Annotated in this window: 22 protein-coding genes and 1 pseudogene; 14 read left to right on the top strand and 9 right to left on the bottom strand. The window is 60.2% G+C overall.

Going from position 1 to position 21,319, the window contains the following annotated elements:
- Positions 1-13 precede the first annotated feature (13 nt).
- Entirely contained in the window at positions 14-400 is a 387-nt protein-coding gene (locus OS035_RS22565; protein WP_097629134.1) for a hypothetical protein, read from the top strand.
- A 7-nt stretch (positions 401-407) separates the two neighbouring features.
- Positions 408-1,232, top strand: coding sequence for a TrmH family RNA methyltransferase (locus OS035_RS22560; RefSeq protein WP_097629133.1), 825 nt, complete (start codon positions 408-410; stop codon positions 1,230-1,232).
- Positions 1,233-1,336: 104 nt separating this feature from the next.
- Here OS035_RS22560 and OS035_RS22555 read toward each other — a convergent pair whose 3' ends face one another.
- Both OS035_RS22555 and OS035_RS22550 read right to left on the bottom strand, forming a co-directional pair.
- On the bottom strand, positions 1,337-2,497 hold the full coding sequence (locus tag OS035_RS22555) for a hypothetical protein (protein ID WP_097629132.1): 1,161 nt from the start codon (positions 2,495-2,497) through the stop codon (positions 1,337-1,339).
- Between the two features lie 117 nt (positions 2,498-2,614).
- Positions 2,615-3,202, bottom strand: a complete 588-nt coding sequence (locus OS035_RS22550) for a DUF1134 domain-containing protein (protein ID WP_131711334.1) — start codon at positions 3,200-3,202, stop codon at positions 2,615-2,617.
- 195 nt (positions 3,203-3,397) lie between these two features.
- Between OS035_RS22550 and chpT the strand changes: the two genes are divergently transcribed.
- Together chpT and OS035_RS22540 are read left to right on the top strand one after the other, a co-directional pair.
- Entirely contained in the window at positions 3,398-4,048 is a 651-nt protein-coding gene (gene chpT, locus OS035_RS22545; RefSeq protein ID WP_097629200.1) for a histidine phosphotransferase ChpT, read from the top strand.
- 120 nt (positions 4,049-4,168) lie between these two features.
- Complete coding sequence (locus OS035_RS22540; RefSeq protein ID WP_097629130.1) at positions 4,169-4,531, top strand: response regulator; 363 nt, start codon at positions 4,169-4,171, stop codon at positions 4,529-4,531.
- A 208-nt stretch (positions 4,532-4,739) separates the two neighbouring features.
- On the opposite strand, the gene ctrA is transcribed toward OS035_RS22540, so the two are convergent.
- A complete protein-coding gene (gene ctrA / locus OS035_RS22535) occupies positions 4,740-5,441 on the bottom strand; it encodes a response regulator transcription factor CtrA (RefSeq protein WP_003542362.1) in 702 nt (233 codons plus the stop codon).
- A 435-nt stretch (positions 5,442-5,876) separates the two neighbouring features.
- On the opposite strand from ctrA, the gene OS035_RS22530 reads away from it, so the two are divergent.
- Positions 5,877-6,227, top strand: coding sequence for a hypothetical protein (locus OS035_RS22530; RefSeq protein ID WP_003566024.1), 351 nt, complete (start codon positions 5,877-5,879; stop codon positions 6,225-6,227).
- Between the two features lie 152 nt (positions 6,228-6,379).
- Here OS035_RS22530 and OS035_RS22525 read toward each other — a convergent pair whose 3' ends face one another.
- The gene (locus OS035_RS22525; protein ID WP_097629129.1) at positions 6,380-6,658 is read right to left on the bottom strand and encodes a GNAT family N-acetyltransferase; all 279 of its coding nucleotides are present in this window, start codon (positions 6,656-6,658) and stop codon (positions 6,380-6,382) included.
- Between the two features lie 140 nt (positions 6,659-6,798).
- Between OS035_RS22525 and OS035_RS22520 the strand changes: the two genes are divergently transcribed.
- The gene (locus OS035_RS22520; RefSeq protein WP_097629128.1) at positions 6,799-7,266 is read left to right on the top strand and encodes a paraquat-inducible protein A; all 468 of its coding nucleotides are present in this window, start codon (positions 6,799-6,801) and stop codon (positions 7,264-7,266) included.
- Between the two features lie 20 nt (positions 7,267-7,286).
- On the opposite strand, the gene sciP is transcribed toward OS035_RS22520, so the two are convergent.
- Complete coding sequence (gene sciP / locus OS035_RS22515; protein WP_007533628.1) at positions 7,287-7,562, bottom strand: CtrA inhibitor SciP; 276 nt, start codon at positions 7,560-7,562, stop codon at positions 7,287-7,289.
- A 408-nt stretch (positions 7,563-7,970) separates the two neighbouring features.
- On the opposite strand from sciP, the gene OS035_RS22510 reads away from it, so the two are divergent.
- A complete protein-coding gene (locus OS035_RS22510) occupies positions 7,971-8,159 on the top strand; it encodes a hypothetical protein (RefSeq protein ID WP_131711333.1) in 189 nt (62 codons plus the stop codon).
- A gap of 267 nt (positions 8,160-8,426) precedes the next feature.
- A pseudogene (locus tag OS035_RS33605) lies at positions 8,427-8,616 on the top strand (hypothetical protein); the annotation flags it as partial.
- Between the two features lie 4 nt (positions 8,617-8,620).
- Here OS035_RS33605 and OS035_RS22505 read toward each other — a convergent pair.
- On the bottom strand, positions 8,621-9,346 hold the full coding sequence (locus OS035_RS22505; protein WP_003590533.1) for a sugar transferase: 726 nt from the start codon (positions 9,344-9,346) through the stop codon (positions 8,621-8,623).
- Between the two features lie 530 nt (positions 9,347-9,876).
- Positions 9,877-10,674 (bottom strand): 3'(2'),5'-bisphosphate nucleotidase CysQ, encoded by a 798-nt coding sequence (gene cysQ, locus OS035_RS22500; RefSeq protein WP_097629127.1) that lies wholly within the window; start codon positions 10,672-10,674, stop codon positions 9,877-9,879.
- 537 nt (positions 10,675-11,211) lie between these two features.
- Here cysQ and OS035_RS22495 point away from each other — a divergent pair.
- The 6 genes from OS035_RS22495 to OS035_RS22470 all read left to right on the top strand — a co-directional run bounded on the left by OS035_RS22495 (position 11,212) and on the right by OS035_RS22470 (position 16,741).
- Positions 11,212-12,114, top strand: coding sequence for a branched-chain amino acid ABC transporter permease (locus OS035_RS22495; protein WP_049731672.1), 903 nt, complete (start codon positions 11,212-11,214; stop codon positions 12,112-12,114).
- A 4-nt stretch (positions 12,115-12,118) separates the two neighbouring features.
- Positions 12,119-13,510: a high-affinity branched-chain amino acid ABC transporter permease LivM gene (gene livM, locus OS035_RS22490; RefSeq protein WP_097629125.1), complete on the top strand. Its 1,392-nt coding sequence runs from the start codon at positions 12,119-12,121 to the stop codon at positions 13,508-13,510.
- Positions 13,510-14,385, top strand: coding sequence for an ABC transporter ATP-binding protein (locus tag OS035_RS22485; RefSeq protein WP_003581862.1), 876 nt, complete (start codon positions 13,510-13,512; stop codon positions 14,383-14,385). Before livM ends, OS035_RS22485 begins: the two co-directional genes overlap by 1 nt.
- Positions 14,385-15,128 carry an ABC transporter ATP-binding protein gene (locus OS035_RS22480; protein WP_179867178.1) on the top strand — a complete coding sequence of 248 codons (744 nt, stop codon included), beginning with the start codon at positions 14,385-14,387 and terminating at the stop codon, positions 15,126-15,128. Before OS035_RS22485 ends, OS035_RS22480 begins: the two co-directional genes overlap by 1 nt.
- 17 nt (positions 15,129-15,145) lie before the next feature.
- Complete coding sequence (locus OS035_RS22475) at positions 15,146-15,499, top strand: DUF6867 family protein (RefSeq protein WP_097629124.1); 354 nt, start codon at positions 15,146-15,148, stop codon at positions 15,497-15,499.
- Positions 15,500-15,619: 120 nt separating this feature from the next.
- Positions 15,620-16,741: a branched-chain amino acid ABC transporter substrate-binding protein gene (locus OS035_RS22470; RefSeq protein WP_097629123.1), complete on the top strand. Its 1,122-nt coding sequence runs from the start codon at positions 15,620-15,622 to the stop codon at positions 16,739-16,741.
- Positions 16,742-16,856: 115 nt separating this feature from the next.
- Here OS035_RS22470 and OS035_RS22465 read toward each other — a convergent pair whose 3' ends face one another.
- Both OS035_RS22465 and OS035_RS22460 read right to left on the bottom strand, forming a co-directional pair.
- Positions 16,857-17,774: a response regulator transcription factor gene (locus tag OS035_RS22465; protein WP_097629122.1), complete on the bottom strand. Its 918-nt coding sequence runs from the start codon at positions 17,772-17,774 to the stop codon at positions 16,857-16,859.
- Positions 17,767-21,153 carry a hybrid sensor histidine kinase/response regulator gene (locus OS035_RS22460; protein ID WP_097629121.1) on the bottom strand — a complete coding sequence of 1,129 codons (3,387 nt, stop codon included), beginning with the start codon at positions 21,151-21,153 and terminating at the stop codon, positions 17,767-17,769. Before OS035_RS22460 ends, OS035_RS22465 begins: the two co-directional genes overlap by 8 nt.
- Between the last annotated feature and the right edge of the window lie 166 nt (positions 21,154-21,319).

Here is a 21,319-nt window from a genome sequence, read left to right as displayed (position 1 = left end):
ACGGGACGCACAGATGACAGCAATCGAGCCAGACGACCAGGAAGAGAAGCCCCTTGATCCGGCAATGGAAAGTGTCCGGCGCAAGATGGTCCGCCTGCAGATCGTTTCCGGCGCCATCATGTTCGTGAGCCTTATGGCGGTCTTCGGCGCGGTTGTCTATAAGACGATGCACAGCGAACCCAAGGAGACGGCGGCGACCGTTTCCGCCGCCGGCGTGCCTTCGGATGCGCCGCTTGCGGCGACAGTTTCCCTACCGCTCGGCTTCAAGGTACAGTCCACCTCGTTTTCGGCGGGGCAGATCCTGTTTTACGGCGAAACGGCCGAGGGCAAGAGCAAGGCGCTGGTCTTCGACCTCAGGACCGGCCGCACCGTCGCCGACGTCAGCGTCGCGGGCAATTGAGGCCGGCATGGCCGCCGTCCCGATCGCCATCGACAGCGCCGACGATCCGCGCATCGCCGAATTCCGCAATATTCGCGAGCGCGATCTGACGGGCCGGGAAAACCGCTTCATCGCCGAAGGCACCGTCGTGCTGCGCATGCTCGCTGAGGCGCATGCGCAAGACCGCGGCTTTTTCGCCGAGAAGATCCTGCTGCTGCGCAACCGCGTCGACGGCGTTATGCCCATCCTCGAGCGGCTGCCGGCCGATGTGCCGGTCTATGTCGCCGAGGCCGATGTGCTTGACGGCGTCGTCGGATTCCATCTGCATCGCGGCGTTCTGGCGCTCGGCCGGCGGGAAGATCGCGGAGAGGCGGCCCTTCTCGAGGCGCTGCCGGAACGGGCGCTGGTGCTCGTCGGCTGCGGCATTTCCAATCATGACAATGCCGGTTCGATGTTCCGCAATGCAGCCGCCTTCCGGGCGGATGCGGTGCTGCTCGACGAAACCTGCTGTGATCCGCTCTACCGCAAGGCGCTGCGTGTCTCCGTCGGTTCGGTGCTGAGCGTTCCGCACCGGCGCGGCGGCAAGGCGATGGATGTGCTGCTCTCGCTTGCCGATCGCGGCTTTGCCATCTGGACGCTTTCCCCGCACGGCAAGACCGATATCCGCGCTATTCCTGCCTCGGCACGCATGGCGCTTGTCATCGGCACCGAGGGGGAGGGGTTGCCGGAGGCGCTGCTGGCGCGCTTCCAGAGCGCCCGCATCCCGCAGTCGGAGGATCTCGACAGTCTCAACGCCGCGACGGCAACCGGCATTGCGCTGTTTTCGATGGCGTCGGCGATGGATCGGATCTGAATTGTGATCCTAAAGCGCGTCGCATAAGTGCGGGGGCGCTTCGGTCCTTTGTTTTGATGCATGTCGTTATCCCGGAACCGCGGCACGCTTCCGGGCGGTATGCGTTAGCGCTGGGGATCGGCGATGATGGCGGCCGCCCTGTCGGCAAGGCTGACGCGATCACTCGGGGTCTTTTCCGCCGCATTCGGCAAAAGAGTGCGGATCGGCGAGGAGGGCCCCTCCTTGAGTGCGGTCAGGGCCACCATGTTGGCGGCGATTGAGGCGATTTCCTCGCGGATCTCCCCATCGCGTCCGGTCACCGTCTTTGCATTCTGCAGGCGTTCGGCAAGGGCGGCGCTGCGCTTGCGGACATCTTCGCCGATCTCAGCCGTGACGACGGCGGTGTCGGGCGTGGATGTTGCCGGGTCTTCGGCCGTCGATTCCGCCGGCAGCTCCGCGGCCATCCCGGCAAGGCCGGCGTCGCGCAGCACGCGATTGACCTTGCGGATCTCGGCATTGGCGGCCTTCAACTGTTCCTTCACCTTGGCGATCTCCTGCTGGCGGCGAGCGACCAGGGCTTCCTTTTCGGCGGCGGAAGCGCTGTCGCGCGCGGCCTTGTCCTCCAGGCGGATCACCATGTGCTGCTGTTGCGTCAGTTTCTGTTCGGCATCCTTGGCGCGCTTCTGCAGCAGGTTGACGTCCTGGCGCAACGTATCTCGTTCGTCGCGTAGCGCGTTGACGCGGGATTTCAGGCTCTCCGCCTCGGTTTCGCGTGCGGCCAGATCGATCCTCAGCCCATCGGTCTGTTCACCGAGCTTGCTCAGCCGCGTCCGCATCGTTGCCAGTTCGCTCTCCTTGTTGGCCGCGGACTGTTCGGCAATATGCAGATTGGTCTTCAACTGACTAATATAATTCTCATCCTTGCGCAGACGCGAGCGCTGCTCGGCGGCCTCGACATGCATCTCGCCGATCTGGGCCTGCAATTCGCCGATCTCGGCGGCAAGCCTGCCGGCATCGACGGCGAGCGCGTCGTGGCGAAGCTGGAGCGACAGGGATTTCTCGCGCTCACGCAGCAGGTCCTGGGTGGTGCGGGCGTTTTCGGCCGCATAGAGCGCGCGCACCATATCCTTCTGGGCGCGAACCTCCTGCGGGCTGAGCGGCATGGTCGCCTTCAGGCGGTTCTCTGTATACCAGACGATACGGCGGTGAACGGCGGGCGAGACCAGAAAGACCAGGAAGGCCGCGGTCAGGAAGCCCAATCCGAACAAGAGAGCGTATTCGATCACGGCGCGGCCATCGATTCGAAGGTTGATAAGAGGTCAGCCGCGATGATTAAGCACGCATGACGCATATGGGCAAGGCCGCCGATGCGAACGGCGGCGCTTTCCGGCGGCTTTGCGGTCTCAGAAGGGGTTCCAGGTCGGCGCCTGAGTGATCTTGAGATAGCCGACATTGACACCCAAGCGGGCGCCGACGCCGGTGCGGATCGGCACGACCAGCACGTCGTTGTTCTTGAGAAGGGTCATGCCGAAGCCGGCGATAACATAGGCCGAGCCGCTGACGCCGCCGAAGCGGGCATAGATGCCGTTTACCGAGGGCAGGTCGTAGACCAGCATCATCACGCGTGAGCCTTGGCCACCGTAATCGAGGCCGAGCGAGGGGCCCTGCCAGTAGAGATTATGTTCGCCGGCGTTCTTGGTGTTCAGCTGGCCTTCGCCGTAGGTAAGGCCGGCGATGAACGCGCCGCCGCCTTCCTGTCCGAGGATGTAGCCATTCGGCAGGCCGTATTTCTGGAAGGCACTCTCGACGACTTTGGCAAGTCCGCCGCTGGCGGAGCCGAAGAAGGAGTGGCCGGCATCGACGATTTCCTGCATCGTGTACTGGCCGTTGTCCTGGGCGGAGGCAGGCCCGACGACCATCAGCGAGGAAAAGACGAGGGCCGAAAGCAACCTGCAGAAGCCGATGAATCGGTGCGGAAATCGAGGGCGCATGGTGTCATCCGTTCGTCGTTTGGCTGGGAGCGGGCAACCGCTCGCGGCGATTGGTGCATTTTGCGCCGATGATCTTAACAATCGGTTTACCAAATATGGTGTCATTATGGCACCGAGTACGATCGCAAACTTCGCGCAATTTTGATGAAGCATATTCCCGGGCGCGATGAACTTGCCGCCCCTCAGGAGACGATGATGTCCAAGAACCCCAATCTCACCTTGTCCGGCCCGGATCTGGCCGCGCTTCTTTGCAGCCGCGTTTGCCACGATGTCATCTCACCGGTCGGTGCGATCAATAACGGGCTGGAGCTGCTGGATGAGGGGGGTGCCGACGCCGATGCGATGGACCTGATCCGCACCAGCGCGCTCAACGCTTCCGTCCGTCTGAAATTCGCGCGTCTCGCCTTTGGTGCCTCGGGTTCTGTCGGCGCTTCGATCGATACCGGCGAGGCCGAGCGTGCGGCCAAGGATTTCGCCATCGCCGAGAAGAAAACCGAGGTCATCTGGAACGGGCCGCGCGCCATCGTCGCCAAGAATCGCGTCAAGCTGCTGCTCAACCTGTTTCTCGTTGCCTATTCGGCAATTCCGCGCGGCGGCGTGCTCGAGGTAACGCTTGAGAATCCCGAGTTCGATGCCAGGTTCAAGCTCACGGCCAAAGGCAAGCTGATGCGCCTGCCTCCGAAATTCGTCGAGATCTCGACCGGCACGATCGAGGAAGCGATCGACGCCCATTCGATCCAGCCCTATTACACTGTGCTTCTGGCGCAGGAGTGCGGAATGACGCTTGATCACAGCGCCAGTGCCGAAGAACTGGTGTTCACGGCGGTGGCCGCGGCGGCGGCCTGATTTCGAGATTGGACGGGTGTCTTAGCCCGTCCGGTAACGATTCGTTAGCCTGATGGACCTATTCTCCAGGGTTGTAAGAGGCCTCTTGCTGCGACGAATGCGAGGGGCAAAGGAGCGCCCATGCAAAGGTTCATGATCACCGATAATTCGGATATCGTCCGCAAGGTCGGCAAGCGCATTCTCTCCGAACTCGATTTTCTCGTCAGCGAGGCCTCCAACGCCGGCGAGGCGCTGCAGCGCTGCCAGACGGAGCTGCCGGAATATTTGATCGTCGATTCCGGCATGGAGGGCGCCCTCGACCTCATCGCCGCCATCCGCGCCATGGACGGCGGCAAAGACGTCAAGATCTATTACTGCGTCGTCGAGGCGGATCTGAAGAAGCTGATGGCGGGCAAACGGGCCGGCGCCACCGACTTCTTGCTGAAGCCGTTCGACCGCAAGATCCTGACCGCCGTTTTCGGAAACCGCGCGATCGCTGCCTGACGCCAGGTCGCCTTTCCATGCAGCCTCGCCGAACGCGTAAGCACGTTCGGCCGCCCGCACTCCGTTTTCTTGATCGCAACGGAGAAGGTTCGACCGCTTATCCAGCCTCACATCTCTTTTATTAAGGCCTCTTCTCGTTGCCAGGCAGAAACGAAAAATCCCGCCGGAAGGGCGGGATTTCGTTATCCGATAAGGGGGATCGGAAATATCAGGCGGTTTCGGCGTATTCGGCACCATCCGGCTCGCGCAGAACGTAGCCGCGGCCCCAGACGGTCTCGATGTAGTTGGCGCCGCCAGCAGCGTTGGCGAGCTTCTTGCGGAGCTTGCAGATGAAGACGTCGATAATCTTCAGTTCCGGCTCGTCCATGCCGCCGTAAAGGTGGTTGAGGAACATTTCCTTGGTGAGGGTGGTGCCCTTGCGGAGCGAAAGCAGCTCCAGCATCTGGTATTCCTTGCCCGTCAGGTGGACGCGCTGGCCACCGACTTCGACAGTCTTGGCGTCGAGGTTGACGATGAGTTCGCCGGTCATGATGACTGACTGGGCATGGCCCTTGGAGCGGCGGACGATGGCGTGGATGCGGGCAACGAGCTCGTCCTTGTGGAACGGCTTGGTCATGTAGTCGTCAGCGCCGAAGCCGAGGCCGCGAACCTTGTCTTCGATACCGGCCATGCCCGACAGAATGAGGATCGGTGTCTTGACCTTGGACAGCCGGAGCGTGCGAAGCACTTCATATCCGGACATGTCGGGCAGGTTCAGATCCAGCAGGATGATATCATAATCATACAGCTTGCCCAGATCGACGCCTTCTTCACCGAGATCGGTGGTGTAGACATTAAAACTTTCTGATTTCAGCATCAACTCGATGCTCTGCGCCGTCGCGCTATCATCCTCGATGAGTAGTACCCGCATAATTATCCCCTTTACCGCCGCCGAAAGGTGGTCTGGCCCCCTACACGATACCGAACACGCTACGTAATTTGGAAGCTGCCACGAAATGGTTAACAAATTCTAATTCACTCTGGCAAGGAGTATCGAATTTATTAAATATTTTTTCCATTTCTCTGTTTTCCAATAGGAATCTCAAATGGCGCTCTTCATCTTCAACATTAGGAAAATGCGCTAAGTGATTCATCCGACTCGCCAATGAAAAGGTTCGAACTTAATGCCGCGGCATTTACCGACCCTTAAATCATCGGGCCTATCATTAACGATGCCCGTAAACGAAAGGTTACCAGCGGTAGGTATTTGTTAATATCGCAGGAAATTTTTTAGCAAACCGTGTCAAAGCGGCGCGCAGGGCGGTTTCAAGTTGAGCCGGGGTCTCGCATCACGGGAGTAATGCGTATGAAGTCGCGAGAGAGTCTCGTTCGCCTGAAAGAGTTTCAGGTGAACGAAAAACGACGTCAATTGCAGCAGTTGCAGATGATGATGTCCGAATTCGAACGGATGACGAAGGATCTGGAGAGCCAGATCGTCGTCGAGGAAAAGAAGTCCGGAATCTCAGATCCGAATCACTTTGCGTATCCGACCTTCGCCAAGGCCGCGCGTCAGCGGGCCGACAACCTGCAGGTTTCGATCAAGGAACTGAAGATGCAGGAAGAGTCGCTGGAAATGGCGCTCGAAGAGATGCAGGCGGAATATGCAAGGGCGACGGCGCTGGAAGAACGTGACACCAGCGCCCGCGCAAGGGCGTAAAAAAAACGGCGGGCGCCGGCTGCGGCGCCCTGGGATCGCCACTGAGAAGCCATGTATGACGGGCGCGCTGTCCGTCATACATGGCTTTTGGTGTTTCGCCGTTTTACACTCTATCACCCACCCGGAAATCGCAGCCGTCTGAGCCGCAAAGATCAATTCACGACATCGTGCCATTCCGGATGGCGTTGCGCCTGTGCCTTGAAGAATGGGCAGAGCGGGATGATCTTCCAGCCGCCGGCCCGGGCCGCCTCCACTGCGTGCAGCGCCAATGCCTGGCCGACGCCCTTGCCGCGTAGCGCATCGGGAACGGCGGTGTGATCGACGATGACGAGTTTCGCCGAGGTGCGCGAATAGGTCATCGCCGCCTCGTGCCCCTCGACCTCGGCCGCATAACGGCCGCCGGATGCGCCTTCCTCGTTTCGAATGTCCATTGTCTTTCCTCGCTGAGGGATGGGGATATTGTCGTCGGCGACGGTGACACGGCGACGCGATCGTGCCAAGCCGGCAAGGCCATGGCTGGAGGAGACGGAGTGTTCATGAAAAATGTCGGGTCGGCGCGAGGTTCGGGCCTATGAGGGCGCTTTCGATGATCCGCCCCGTCCTGCTCGTGGCCGCGCCATTCCTCCTGGCGCTCGGCCTCATCCTGCCGCTGGTCCGTTTCGAGACGCTGTATTTCTTCGATCAGACCCCGTCGCTCATCGAAATCGTCGTCTCGCTCTGGCAGGGCGGGGATAGGCTGCTGGCGGCGATCGTCGCATTGGTCTCGATCGTGCTTCCGCTACTGAAGATGGTCGGGATCTCCGCGGAAGCGGCAGGTGCCGGCGGCGGGGCCGGCAGCCTGTTTTATCGTCGCGTCGTGCCGCATCTGTCCAAGTGGTCAATGATGGACGTGCTGCTGGTGGCGATCGTCATTGCGGCGGCGAAGACAACGGGGTTGGCGGATGCCTTCACGCAGCCGGGCCTTTGGTGCTACGCAGCCTCGTCAATGATTTCGGGCCTTCTTCATTCCCTGATGGGAAATGCGTCCGGCCCGAAATAAATCTCGATGATGGCGTACGATCAGTGGCGATATTGCTGGATGCGCGTGGTGCGCAGGCCGGCGAGACCGTGGCTGTTGATCGACGATTGCCAGGAGAGAAACTCTTCGACGGTGAGCGTATAACGCTCGCAAGCCTCTTCCAAGCTCAACAGGCCACCGCGAACAGCCGCGACAACCTCTGCCTTCCGACGGATCACCCAGCGCCGCGTATTGGGCGGCGGAAGATCCGCGATCGTCAGGGGGCTGCCATCGGGGCCGATGACATATTTTACTCGGGGACGTATCATTTCGGTCATTGGACTCTCTACACAACGCAAGACCACGGACGCCACTCTAGCCTGCCACATTTAAAAATTGCCTAAGCTCATCGTAAGACTTTGATAACAAATTTAGATGCCCTGGGCCCCCCGGCCGATACGGGATGGCCATCTTCCGCTCCGTCAACTTGGGGCGGCGTGAATGGGGGCTTGCCGAATAAATATGACTGATTTCCCGTGATAAGTTTTGTCGCGCGGGGCATAGGAATGAACGTGAGACATCGTCTCTGTTCTTCCCGCTGGTTCAGTCCAGCGCGCGCTTTTGATGCTTGGTGTGCTTGGCATGCGAGAGCAAAAGCCATCTCTGTCGATGCCCCGGCACAGGGCCTCTTACTACCGACGGCGAGGCCAGACTGAAGCAGACCCGTGGCGTGAGGATGAAAATGGATGAGCATGCGCGCGGTGATTGCGCTGAGCATGCTGGGTTTTTTGTCTTCGCAGTCAGGTCGCGATGGGATCTCGCCAAACGGCGGCAGGGAGCGGTTTGGCAAGATCGCGAGATTTGCGGGCTTCGATTTTTATCTGGGCTCAGCTTTCCCAAGAGGCTGTCGCACGGCTTTCACGGAAACCAGCTGACTGGCCGGAAAGCTTAATCGGTTTTTTCACCGGGCCGGCGATTTTCTTGTCTTGAGGCAGATGTGAGCGCGAGAAGGCGGACGATCGAGGCCGATTTTCAGTGAGGCGGGCGGCGGCGCCAAAAAAGCACCTTCAATCCGTGTTCAGATGTACGCCTCGAACAATATTTTCGCCTTCGCGCCCACACAGCGCTGACCTGAAACAATACATCTTCGCTTTCGGACGGATGTTTCATGCCGGCATGGCCGCAGGCGATGGCGCGCCTGGCGCGAAATCGTATGCCTGCGCTGGTCGCCGGCAAAGCAGCGACGAGATTGCGATCATTCTCGAATTCTCGTCGCATATGGGGTCGGGTTATTTGAAGTGCGCGATGCGCAAGCTCGATTCGGTCAGCCGCAGGAGGCGGTCACCGGAGCGGTCGGGTGCCGGCGGCTCTCGCTGCCGGCCCCTTTCTTAAAAGCTTAGAAGCCTTTTCCGCGGGTCAGTTCCGACACGACGGTGCCGGCAATGATGCGAATATCCATCCCGATCGAAAAATTTCCGACGTAGTAGAGATCGCTCACAATGCGGGCACGTGCCTTAGCCGGACGATCGGTCGGGCCGCGCAGGCCGCGCATCTGGGCAAGACCTGTCATGCCGGGGCGCATGGCGTGGCGCTGGTGGTATTCCGGGACGAGCTCTTCGTAGAGCATGCCGCCGGCGCGCATGCCGATCGCATGGCAGCGTGGACCGACGACGGACATGTGGCCCATCAGCACGTTCAGCAGCTGCGGCAGCTCATCGACATTCGTGCGGCGCAGGATGGCACCGACGCGGGTGATGCGCGGGTCGTTCTTCACCGTCTGGGCAACACCCGAGACATCGCAGAGATCCGTGCGCATCGAGCGGAACTTGTAGACCTTGATGGTCTTGCAGTTCTTGCCCCAGCGGGTCTGCTTGAAGAGCACGGGTCCCGGGCTGTCGAGCTTGATCAGCAAGGCGACGAACAGAAGGAAAGGCGCAAGGACGAGGAGGGCGCTCAACGACGAAACGATGTCGAACGCCCGCTTCAGGGCAAGATCCACCCACGACGCCTGGGACGCGTCGCTATGGATAACGGGAGTCTGGATCTTCAGGCTCGGCTGCTGGCGGCGGCTCGGCCGGAAGGACTCAGTCGAAATGCTGTTGTTTAGTTCCGTGATGCTCAAGGATCGTACTCTGTTGTCTTCGAGGGGTGCGGCGGCAATAGGCGATCAATGGTTTACCCTGTCACCAGGGCTGCACTCAGGTCTTGGTAACCCTACTAAAACGGAAAAATGCGACAATTGTGTAATGCTGTCCAGAGAAATATCGCATCGCAATAAATCTTTCGCATCTGCGTTAAGTTGAGGCAACCTCATGATATTTCGTTAATAATTGGAATTTCGTCAAGGTTTTTAGGCCTTTGGCGAGGGCTTCCGGGGGTGGTGCGACGTGTTGTTTCGGCACGCGACCGACCATCGTCCGGCGGTATGTTAACGAGTTCCGACACCAAATTTTTCTGGCTGGGATGCTCGATCGTTCCCAAACTGTGTCACAATATGACAAAATCAAGGCGAGATGGGTAACGATCCGGCGCGGGAAAATGGAAAAACGGGGTTCAAATCGAGAATCACCGGCCGTTTGCGAATCACTCTTAGTGCTGGCCGCCGAGGCCCGGCCGCGTGGATAGAGGCGAGTTCGGCGATGCGGCGGGTAGTTACACCGGTTCGAGGACGCGTTTCGTGCCGCCCCAGGAGATGAAGTTCGGATTGGCGAAGTCGAAATCGGCTGCAGCGCCCGTCTTGCCGTAGGTCAGTGGCGCTCCGTCGAGCGTCACCGTGGAGCCGCCAGCAGCGCGCAATACCGCATCGCCGGCCGCCGTGTCCCATTCCATCGTGCGGGTGAAGCGCGGATAGACGTCGGCCTTGCCTTCGGCCAGCAGGCAGAATTTCAGCGAGGAGCCGATATTGGTGCATTTTGAGATGGCGTGGTGAGCGAGGAAGCTTCCGGTCTCGGGACTGTTGTGACGGAGACTGGCAAGCGCCAGCCTGTCCTCCGGCTGTTCGCGCACGGTAATTGCACTGCGGGCGCCGACGGTGAAATCGTCGGTGACTACGAGCCTTTCGGCATGGCCGCGTTCGCCCAAGAAGGCAAGCCCGAGTGCCGGGGCGTAGACGATGCCGGCCACCGGGACGCCGTTCTCTATATAAGCGATGTTGACGGTGAATTCCTGTCGTCCGTCGACGAATTCGCGCGTGCCGTCGAGAGGATCGACCAGGAAGAAGCCGCGGCCGGCGATGTCGGGCACTTTTCCGGCGGCGACCGATTCTTCCGCCACGACCGGTATTTCGGGATAATCTCTGTCGAGATGAGCGAGGATGATGCGTTCGGCCTCCTCGTCGGCGACCGTGACCGGACTTGCATCCGCTTTCATGGCGACCGGGAAGCCTTCGCGCAGGACCGTGATAATGGCCTTGCCGGCTTCGAGCGCCGCCCTTTCAAATGTCCTCAGCATTGTCCTTTTGCCGTTCGCCGCGCGGGCCGAGCACCCCACTGTCGCTCGTCCGCAAACCATCCCTGTCACCAGATCCTCGATATGGTGTTTCCCGTCGCGCTCTGCATCCCCTAACGCAGTGTCATGAAGCTACCATAAGTTTTTAGCCTTGTCAGACGAAGAAGGAGTATCTTGATGTGAAATGGTATTCGCAAAATTGGTGGAGTTCGGGTGTGAATTTGCGCCATCTTCCAATTCTATGGAATAGCTTACGCGCCAAGCGGACAAGGGAAATCGCCGACCAAATCTCCGAATCGTTAACTCAGTGGCGGTTTCTGATCAAAAATAGGCCTTTCTTTGCCGATTTTCTGTGGATTTTGGTTCAAAATGCGCCATTTAGGCCTGTTCGGACAAGAATTTGTCGGAGTAAATCCTTTTTGTCTTCACATTTCCACCGAAACCGGTATGCATTCGGCCTATGAGGTTCTCTGAAACGGGGAACCGAAGAACCAAAAAGAGATGCAGCCCGTGTGGTTCGCATCCAGGGGAAAACGACATATGGAGTATTTCGTCCAGCAGCTCTTCAATGGGCTGACGCTCGGATCCATCTATGGCCTAGTGGCTATTGGCTATACGATGGTTTACGGCATTATCGGCATGATCAATTTCGCCCATGGCGATATCTTCATGCTCGGTGGTTTCGCCGCTCTTATCGTCTTTCTCGTCCTCACATCCATCTTTGCAGGTCTCCCGGTGGCAATTCTGCTGCTGGCGATGCTTGTCGTGGCGATGCTGATGACGAGTTTGTGGAATTGGACGATCGAGCGGATCGCATACCGCCCGCTGCGCGGTTCCTTCCGCCTGGCGCCGCTGATCACGGCGATCGGCATGTCGATCGTACTGTCCAATTTCATCCAGGTGACGCAGGGTCCGCGCAACAAGCCGATCCCGCCGATGATCAGCTCGGTCTATCAGTTCGGCAACATCTCGGTGTCGCTGAAGCAGATCGTCATCATCGTGATCACGGTCGTGCTGCTCGCCGTCTTTTGGTACATCGTCAATCGTACCGCACTCGGCCGTGCCCAGCGCGCCACGGAGCAGGACCGCAAGATGGCGGCGCTGCTCGGCGTCAATGTCGACCAGACGATTTCCATCACCTTCGTCATGGGTGCGGCGCTGGCTGCCGTCGCCGGCACGATGTATCTGATGTATTATGGCGTCGCTTCGTTCGCCGACGGCTTCACGCCGGGTGTGAAGGCTTTTACCGCAGCCGTTCTCGGCGGCATCGGCTCATTGCCGGGTGCCGTTCTCGGCGGGCTGATGATCGGTCTGATCGAATCGCTGTGGTCGGCTTATTTCACCATCGCGTACAAGGATGTCGCGACCTTCGCCATCCTCGCTTTCGTGCTGATCTTCAAGCCGACGGGCATTCTTGGACGGCCGGAAGTCGAGAAGGTATAACGTCATGGCAAACATTGAAAATTCTGCAGGCAAGCCCGATGCCGGACTTGTCCGTAAAGGCCTTACCGAAGCCCTTTTCGCCGCCGTCCTTTCGTTCGGCATGTTCGTTCTCTATGTCGGCCTCAAGACCGACCAGAACATCAATAATGAGTTGATCATCGTCCAGCGCTGGGGGCTGCTTGCGGTCTTCGTCGCTGTCGCCGCGATCGGGCGCTTCGCCACGGTGGTTTTCCTGCGGCCACATCTCGACAGCCGCAAGCTGGCAAAGGCGAGACAGGGCGAACTCGCCATCTCAACCGAGAAGAGCTTCTTCCACCGTCATTTCCTGAAGATCGCGCTGATCGCGCTGCTGCTTTATCCCATGGTGGTGGTAGCGATCAAAGGTCCGCAGGGGTCGCTGACATATGTCGACAATTTCGGCATCCAGATCTTGATCTATGTGATGCTTGCCTGGGGGCTGAACATCGTCGTCGGCCTCGCCGGTCTTCTCGATCTCGGTTATGTCGCTTTCTATGCGGTCGGCGCCTATTCCTATGCGCTGCTTTCGAGCCATTTCGGCCTGTCCTTCTGGGTTCTCCTCCCGCTCTCCGGCATTTTCGCCGCACTTTGGGGCGTTATTCTCGGCTTTCCGGTGCTGCGCCTGCGCGGCGACTACCTCGCCATCGTGACGCTCGCATTCGGCGAAATCATCCGCCTCGTGCTTATCAACTGGACGGATGTCACCAAGGGGACTTTCGGTATCTCGAGCATTCCCAAGGTGACGCTGTTCGGCATTCCCTTCGACGCGACGGCCGGCGGCTTCGCCAAGCTCTTTCACCTGTCGATGTCCTCGGCTTACTACAAGATCTTCCTTTTTTACCTCATCCTGGCGCTCTGCATGCTGACCGCCTACGTGACCATCCAGCTGCGCCGCATGCCGATTGGGCGCGCCTGGGAAGCGCTGCGCGAAGACGAGATCGCCTGCCGCTCGCTCGGCATCAATACGGTGACGACCAAGCTCACGGCCTTTGCGACGGGAGCGATGTTTGCCGGTTTCGCCGGCTCCTTCTTTGCTGCCCGTCAGGGTTTCGTTTCGCCGGAATCTTTCGTGTTCTTGGAATCGGCTGTGATCCTCGCCATCGTGGTCCTCGGCGGCATGGGTTCTCTGACCGGGATTGCGATCGCCGCAATCGTCATGGTCGGCGGCACCGAGTTGCTGCGCGAAATGGACTTCCTGAAAGTAGTTTTCGGGCCGACCTTCACGCCGGAATTGTATCGTATGCTGATCTTCGGCCTCGCCATGGTCGTGGTTATGCTGTTCAAGCCGCGCGGTTTCGTCGGTTCGCGTGAACCGACCGCCTTCCTCAAGGCGCGCAAGGCAATTTCCGGAAGCTTCATCAAGGAGGGCCATGGTTGATGAGCCCCGTCACCAACACCATGTCGAGCGACACGCTTCTCAAGGTCGAACACCTGTCGATGAAGTTCGGCGGCCTGATGGCCATCAACGACTTCTCCTTCGAAGCCAAGCGCGGCGATATCACTGCGCTGATCGGCCCGAACGGTGCCGGCAAGACCACGGTCTTCAACTGCATCACCGGCTTTTACAAGCCGACGATGGGGATGATCACGCTTAACCAGAAGAGCGGCAAGCAGTATCTGCTGGAGCGTCTGCCGGACTTTCGCATCACCAAAGAAGCCAAGGTGGCGCGCACCTTCCAGAACATCCGGCTGTTCTCCGGCCTGACGGTTCTCGAAAACTTGCTCGTCGCCCAGCACAACAAGCTGATGAAGGCGTCGGGTTATACGATCCTCGGCCTCATTGGCATCGGTCCCTACAAGCGGGAGGCGGCCGCATCGATCGAGCTTGCGCGCCATTGGCTGGAGAAGGCCGATTTGATCGACCGGGCCGACGATCCGGCAGGTGATCTGCCCTACGGAGCCCAGCGGCGTCTCGAGATTGCCCGTGCCATGTGCACTGGCCCCGAGCTGCTTTGCCTGGACGAACCAGCCGCCGGCCTGAATCCGCGGGAATCGGCAACCCTCAATGCGCTGCTGCAGAGCATCCGTGCCGAAACCGGAACATCTATCTTGCTCATCGAGCATGACATGTCGGTGGTCATGGAAATCTCCGACCACGTCGTCGTCCTCGAATACGGCCAGAAGATTTCCGATGGCACACCGGATCACGTGAAGAACGATCCGAAGGTCATCGCGGCCTATCTCGGTGTCGAAGATGAAGAAGTGGAAGAGGTGATCGCAACCGTCGAGCAGCTCGAAGGAGGCGCAAATTGATGGGCGATGAAGTAATGACGGGTCAACCGCTCCTTCAGGTGAATGGCGTCGAAACCTATTATGGCAATATCCGTGCGCTGGCCGGCATCGATGTCCACGTCAACAAGGGCGAGATCGTCAGCCTGATCGGTGCCAACGGCGCCGGCAAGTCGACGCTGATGATGACGATCTGCGGCAGCCCGCAGGCCCGTACCGGCTCGGTCGTCTTCGAGGGTCGCGACATCACACACATGCCGACCCACGAAATCGCCCGCCTGCGCATCGCGCAGTCGCCTGAGGGACGCCGCATCTTCCCGCGGATGACGGTTCTGGAAAATCTTCAGATGGGCGCAGGCCTCGATAATCTCAAATACTTCGCCGAGGACGTCGAGAAGATCTTCACGCTCTTCCCGCGCCTGAAAGAACGCCACGCCCAGCGCGGCGGCACGCTTTCGGGCGGCGAGCAGCAGATGCTGTCGATCGGCCGCGCGCTGATGGCGCGCCCGAAGCTGCTGCTTCTCGACGAACCATCTCTTGGTCTTGCGCCGCTGATCGTCAAGGGCATCTTCGAGGCGATCCGCAAGCTTAATGAACAGGAAGGTCTCACCGTTTTCCTCGTCGAGCAGAACGCATTTGCTGCGCTGAGGCTTTCGCACCGCGCTTACGTGATGGTGAACGGCAAGGTGACGATGAGCGGCTCCGGCAAGGAGCTGCTCGCCAATCCTGAAGTCCGTGCCGCCTATCTCGAAGGCGGAAGACACTAGCTCGAAGGGAGTTTGACATGCAGGGACTTTTCTTCGAAAGCGATACCGGTGCCCGGTTGATCATCCGCGCGATCGTCGTGCTGATCGGCTTCTGGACGGCCTGGCGCGCCGGCAAGGCGGTTGCCGAAGGCTGGAACAACTACCCGCTGACTGTCGTCTACACTTTCCTGCTCGCCTGGGCGATGCAGTTCCTGCACCACGCCCTGTTCGATGGGCCGATGCTCAGCGCTCTCTTCTACGGCATCGATTTCGTGACGCTGCTGGTCTTCTCGACCGCCGGCTTCCGCTTTCGCCGCACCAATCAGATGGTCAACAACTATTACTGGCTGTACGAAAAAACTTCCGCGTTTTCGTGGAAGGACAAACATTGACAGTCCGTTGAAACTAGGCATGAATTGCCTTCAGAGTGGAACAGCTTTCCTGGCGCAGTCAATGGTGGGTAGTGCGCTGGGCCTTGGACCGGAACCCGCCCAAAAATTGGGAGTAACAATATGAAGAAGTCTCTTCTGTCGGCGGTGGCTCTGACGGCGATGGTCGCCTTCAGCGGCAACGCATGGGCCGACGTTCTCATCGCTGTCGCTGGTCCGCTGACCGGCCCGAACGCTGCGTTCGGTGCTCAGCTCCAGAAGGGCGCCGAGCAGGCGGCCGCCGATATCAACGCTGCTGGCGGCATCAATGGCGAGCAGATCAAGCTCGAGCTCGGCGACGACGTCTCCGACCCGAAGCAGGGCATTTCGGTCGCCAATAAATTCGTTGCCGACGGTGTCAAGTTCGTCATCGGCCACTTCAACTCGGGCGTTTCGATCCCGGCTTCGGAAGTCTATGCCGAAAACGGCATCCTCGAAATCACCCCGGCCGCTACGAACCCTAAGTTTACGGAACGCGGTCTCTGGAACACTTTCCGTACCTGCGGCCGTGACGACCAGCAGGGCGCCATCGCCGGCAAGTATCTTGCCGATCACTTCAAGGACGCCAAGATCGCGGTCGTTCACGACAAGACACCTTACGGTCAGGGTCTTGCCGATGAAACCAAGAAGGCGATGAATGCCGCCGGTGTGACGGAAGTCATGTATGAAGGCATCAACGTCGGCGATAAGGACTTCTCGGCCCTCATCGCCAAGATGAAGGAAGCCGGCGTCTCGATCATCTATTGGGGCGGTCTGCACACCGAAGCCGGTCTTATCATTCGTCAGGCCGCAGATCAGGGCCTGAAGGCAACGCTGGTTTCGGGCGACGGTATCGTTTCGAACGAACTGGCCTCGATCGCTGGCGACGCCGTTGCCGGTACGCTGAACACCTTCGGTCCTGATCCGACACTGAACCCGGCCAACAAGGAACTCGTCGAAAAGTTCAAGGCTGCCGGTTTCAACCCGGAAGCCTACACGCTCTATTCCTACGCTGCGATGCAGGCGATCGCCGGTGCCGCCAAGGCTGCCGGTTCGGTCGATCCTGAAGCCGTTGCCACGGCCATGAAGGAAAAGGGTCCGTTCACGACGGTTCTCGGCGACATTTCGTTCGACGAAAAGGGTGACCCGAAGATTCCTGGGTACATCATGTACGAATGGAAGAAGGGCGCAGACGGCAAGTACACCTACGTGCCGCAGGGCATGTAAGCTTGCCTTCCCTTTTTGCATGAGATTGAAGCCCGGTTTCGACCGGGCTTCTTTGTTTTGCGGAGGTTTCAATCTCGGGCTGCCGCGGCGAGGGCGCTGTGCCGCCCGACTTTGCTCAGATCTCGTGCAGCACGTGTGTGGCTTTTACCGCAGCTGACGCCCGGTTCTCGACGCCGAGTTTCACGTAGATCTGTTCGAGGTGTTTGTTGACGGTGCGTGCCGACAGTCCCAATATTTCGCCGATGTCGCGGTTGGCCTTGCCCTTGGCGATCCAGAGCAGCACTTCGGATTCGCGCTGGGTGAGCGAGAAGCGCTGGCGCAGCATCTCGTCGTCGCTGCGCTGATTGGCGGCGGTGAGGCGGAAAAGATATTCGTCCGGGCCGATCGCGCCGAGAAAAGCAAGCTGCAGCGCCGCCTGGCCGGCATGGGCGATCGAGATGATGCCGTCGCGCACTGCGGCCGCGCGGTCGCGCATCCAGCCGGCTATATGGCGGACGACGATTTCCATGCCCTCGTCGCTGCCCATGGCGGCATTGACCAGCCGTGTTGCCTGCGGCGTAGACCAATGGATTGCCCCGTCGCCCTTGACCGCCAGCAGATGGCGGCCGGCGGCGTCGAGTGCAACCCGGGCGCTCTGCGCCGAGCGGGCATTGCGCAGATGCACACGGATGCGGGCGCGCAACTCGTCGATATTGATCGGCTTGGCAAGATAGTCTACACCACCGGATTCCAGCGCGTGCACGACATGCTCGGTCTCGGTCAGGCCGGTCATGAAAATGACGGGCACCTGCGCCACCGCCGCATTCGCCTTCAGCCTGCGGCAGGTCTCGAAGCCATCCATGGCGGGCATGACGGCGTCGAGCAGGATGAGATCGGGCGTGATGCGCTCGACGATGCCAAGTGCCGCCGCGCCCGATGTGGCGATCAGCACGGAGAAGCCAGATTGTTCGAGCGCGTCGGTCAGGAAGCCGAGCGCTTCGGGCGAGTCGTCGACGAGCAGAACGATGTCGCGGGGCAGGGCCGGCTCAGCCAATGGGTTCCACCTTTTCGTCGAAGTCATGCAGGAAGGTCATGAAGCCGGCGAGATCGAAGACGGCGACATAGGCGTAGAGTTTCTCGGTGAATGGCTGATTTTCTTCCACCTTGGCAAGATCCGAAAGCTTGGCCTCGATGCCTCTGATATAGCCGATTTCGCCGAGCCGCAGCAATTCCTGCACATGGGCGGCACCCGGGCTCAGCATCGGCGCTTCGGTCTTAACAGGAACGGCTGCTGCTGCGTCGGCATAGACCCATTTCAGGCCAAGATGCAATGCCAGCTTGTCGCGCAGCTGGCGGATGTCGACCGGTTTGCCGATCGCATCATTGTGGCTGTCGTCGCTGTCGCTGAGCACGGCGGCATCACCGATATTGGCCGAAAGCATCAGCATCGGTGCCGTCTGGCCGGCCTCGCGCAGACGCGAGACGAGCTGCCAGCCGTTCATGCCGGGCATCAGGATATCGACGAGGAAAAGATCAGGCATGATGCCTTCGATCAGCGTCAGGCATTCGGCGCCGCCCGCCGCCGTCAGAACGATGAAATCGAGAGGCGCCAGGATTTCGCGCATCATCTCGCGATGATCCTCGTTATCGTCGACGACAACCACCGTGCGGCGCGGGCCATCATATCCGGCGATGCGCTTTTCCTGGGGCGCGGCGGCCACGGCGCGCATGACCGCCGACAGCATGAGGCGGACGCGGAACGTCGAGCCCTCGTCCTTGATGCTCGAGACCGCAATCTCGCCGCCGAGCGTGTTGGTTAGAAGCCGGGTGATGGTGAGGCCGAGGCCGAGGCCCGGCATCGGCCGCACGCTTTCGGCCTCGCCGCGCTGGAAGGGTTCGTAGATGCGCGTCAGATCCTTTTCAGCGATGCCGCGGCCGGTATCGGTGACGGTGAAGGTCGCAACCTGGTTGCGATAGGCGACATCGAAGGTGACGCTGCCTTCGTCGGTAAATTTGATGGCATTGGAGAGCAGGTTGACGAGGATCTGGCGCAACCGCTTTTCGTCGGTGCGGACAAATTGCGGCAAGGCCGGCGCGCGGTCGTGGATGAAGGCAAGCCCTTTTGCCTGCGCCTGCGGGCGGAACATGTCGACGATCTGGTCGAGGAAATCCTGGATGTTGATCTCGTTGGAATAGACCTGCAGCCGGCCCGCCTCGATCTTGGAAATATCGAGCAGCCCGTCGATCAGGCCGGAGAGATGCTCGGCACTGCGGCGGATGACCTTGATCGAGGATTGGCGCGGCGCCGGGATGGTTTCGTCGCGCTCGAGGATCTGGGCATAGCCGAGCACGGCGTTCAACGGCGTGCGCAGTTCGTGGCTCAACCCGACGACATAGCGGCTCTTGGCGCGGTTGGCCGCCTCGGCTGTCTCCTTGGCGCTCTGCAAGGCGGTATCGGTCTTCTTGTGGGCGGCGATCTCCTTGAGCAGCAGCGTGTTTTGGCGCGAGGATTCCTCCTCGGCGACGACGCGGCTGTCATGGGCGAGCACATAGAACCAGCAGACGACGCCTGAAATCACCGAGAAGACGAAGAAGACGATCAGGATGGTGCGGTTGACGACCTCAGCCGTCTCGGGCGAGGCGGCGGCGACCTGATGAGCGATCATCGCCAGGATCGCGCCGATGGCGGTCAAGGCCAGCACGACGGCGATGCCGTAGCGGCCGAGGCGCGTCGTCAGCTTGCCAAGCACGGTTTCCGGCAGCAGCGCCTTGGCGACGGTGCCGACCTGGGCGTTGAGACGGGCGGCAGGCTTGCACATGTCGTGGCAGCGGCTGTCGAGCGAGCAGCAGAGCGAACAGATCGGCGCGGCATAGGCCGGGCACCAGGCCATATCCTCCGGCTCGAAAGGATGCTCGCAGACGGAGCAGGTGATGCTCGTCAGGTTCTTCCAGCTGTGGCGCGGCTTGCGGGCGAGGTAGAACCTGCCTTTCGTCGCCCAGGCGAGCGCGGGAGAGGCGATGAGCGCGATGACGAGGGTGATATAGGGAGCGAGCGAGGCGGCCGTCGCGCCGAAGGCGCCGAAATGGGCAATCAGCGATACTGTCGCCGACAGCGTCATGGCGCCGAGCCCGACCGGGTTGATGTCGTAGAGATGGGCGCGTTTGAACTCGATGCCGGGCGGCGCGAGGCCAAGCGGCTTGTTGATGAAGAGATCGGCGGAGATCGTGCAGAGCCAGGCCATGGCGATGATCGAGAAAATGCCGAGCGTCTCCTCCAGCAGCCGGTAGATGCCAAGTTCCATCAAAAGCAGGGCAATCGCGACGTTGAAGACCAGCCAGATGACGCGGCCGGGATGGCTGTGGGTCAGCCGCGAGAAAAAGTTCGACCAGGCGAGCGAGCCGGCATAGGCATTCATCACGTTGATCTTCAGCTGCGAGACGACGACGAAGGCGGCCATTAGCAACAGCGCGGCATTCTGCCAGGGGACCATGTAGCCGAAAGCGGTCAGATACATCTGCGCCGGGTCGGCGGCGCGATCGACTGGCACGCCCGAGGCCAGGGTCAGCACGACCAGGAACGATCCCGCAAGCAGCTTCGGCGCGCCGATGACGACCCAGCCGGGGCCGGCGAGAAAGACAGCGAGGCGATGGCGCCACTTGCGCCGCGGCTCCGGCGGCAGGAAGCGCAGGAAGTCGGCCTGTTCGCCGATCTGTGACATAAGGGCGAGGATGACGGCGGAGGCGGCGCCGAACTCCACCAGATCGAAATCGGCGACGGTGCCGGGCGGCCCTGAGGCATGATGGATGCCGGCAAAGGCGCGCCAGAGATCGAATTTCTGCCAGTCCATGAAGGCGATGAAGATGAAGGGCAGAATGTTCAGCACGATCCAGAAGGGTTGTGTCATCAACTGGAACTTGCTGATCAGCCGCACGCCGTGCGTCACCAGCGGGATCACCATGACGGCGCTGAGGATGTAGCCGATCCAGAGTGGGATGCCGAGGGTGAGTTCCAGCGCCCCGGACATAATCGAGGCCTCGATCGCAAACAGCATGAAGGTGAAGCTCGCATAGATCAGCGAGGTGATGGTCGAGCCGATGTAGCCGAAGCCGGCGCCGCGCGTCAGAAGATCGATGTCGACGCCATGGCGGATGGCGTATCGGCTGATCGGCAGGCCGATCGCCAGCATGGCGATCGAAGCGACGATGATGGCATAGAAGGCGTTGGTGGTGCCGTAGGAGAGGGTGATGGCGCCGCCGATCGCTTCCAGCGCCAGGAACGAGATCGCGCCGATCGCCGTCTGGGCGATGCGCTGCGAGGAGAAATGACGGGCGCTTTTTGCGGTGAAGCGCAGCGCATAATCTTCCAGCGTCTGGTTGGCGACCCAGCGATTATATTCGCGTCTTACCGGAATGATGCGTTGGCGGGCTGCCATGTCTTCCTTCCGGCATTCCGGTTGGCCTATCGTCTCGAAACAGTTTTGGCGGGATGGGTGAGAAAGGCAAGGGCGGAGCACTGGCAGATTCACGGAACCGCCATATTTTTGAAGCCGGTCTGTCACACCAAGCCTCTAACTCTCCCGCCGTTCCTTCAACCATTTC

The organism is Rhizobium sp. 268 (assembly GCF_036571585.1).
GTDB lineage: Bacteria > Pseudomonadota > Alphaproteobacteria > Rhizobiales > Rhizobiaceae > Rhizobium > Rhizobium redzepovicii.
Note: the sequence above shows the minus strand (reverse complement) of the source record. Positions and strands in the feature narration are given on the sequence as shown.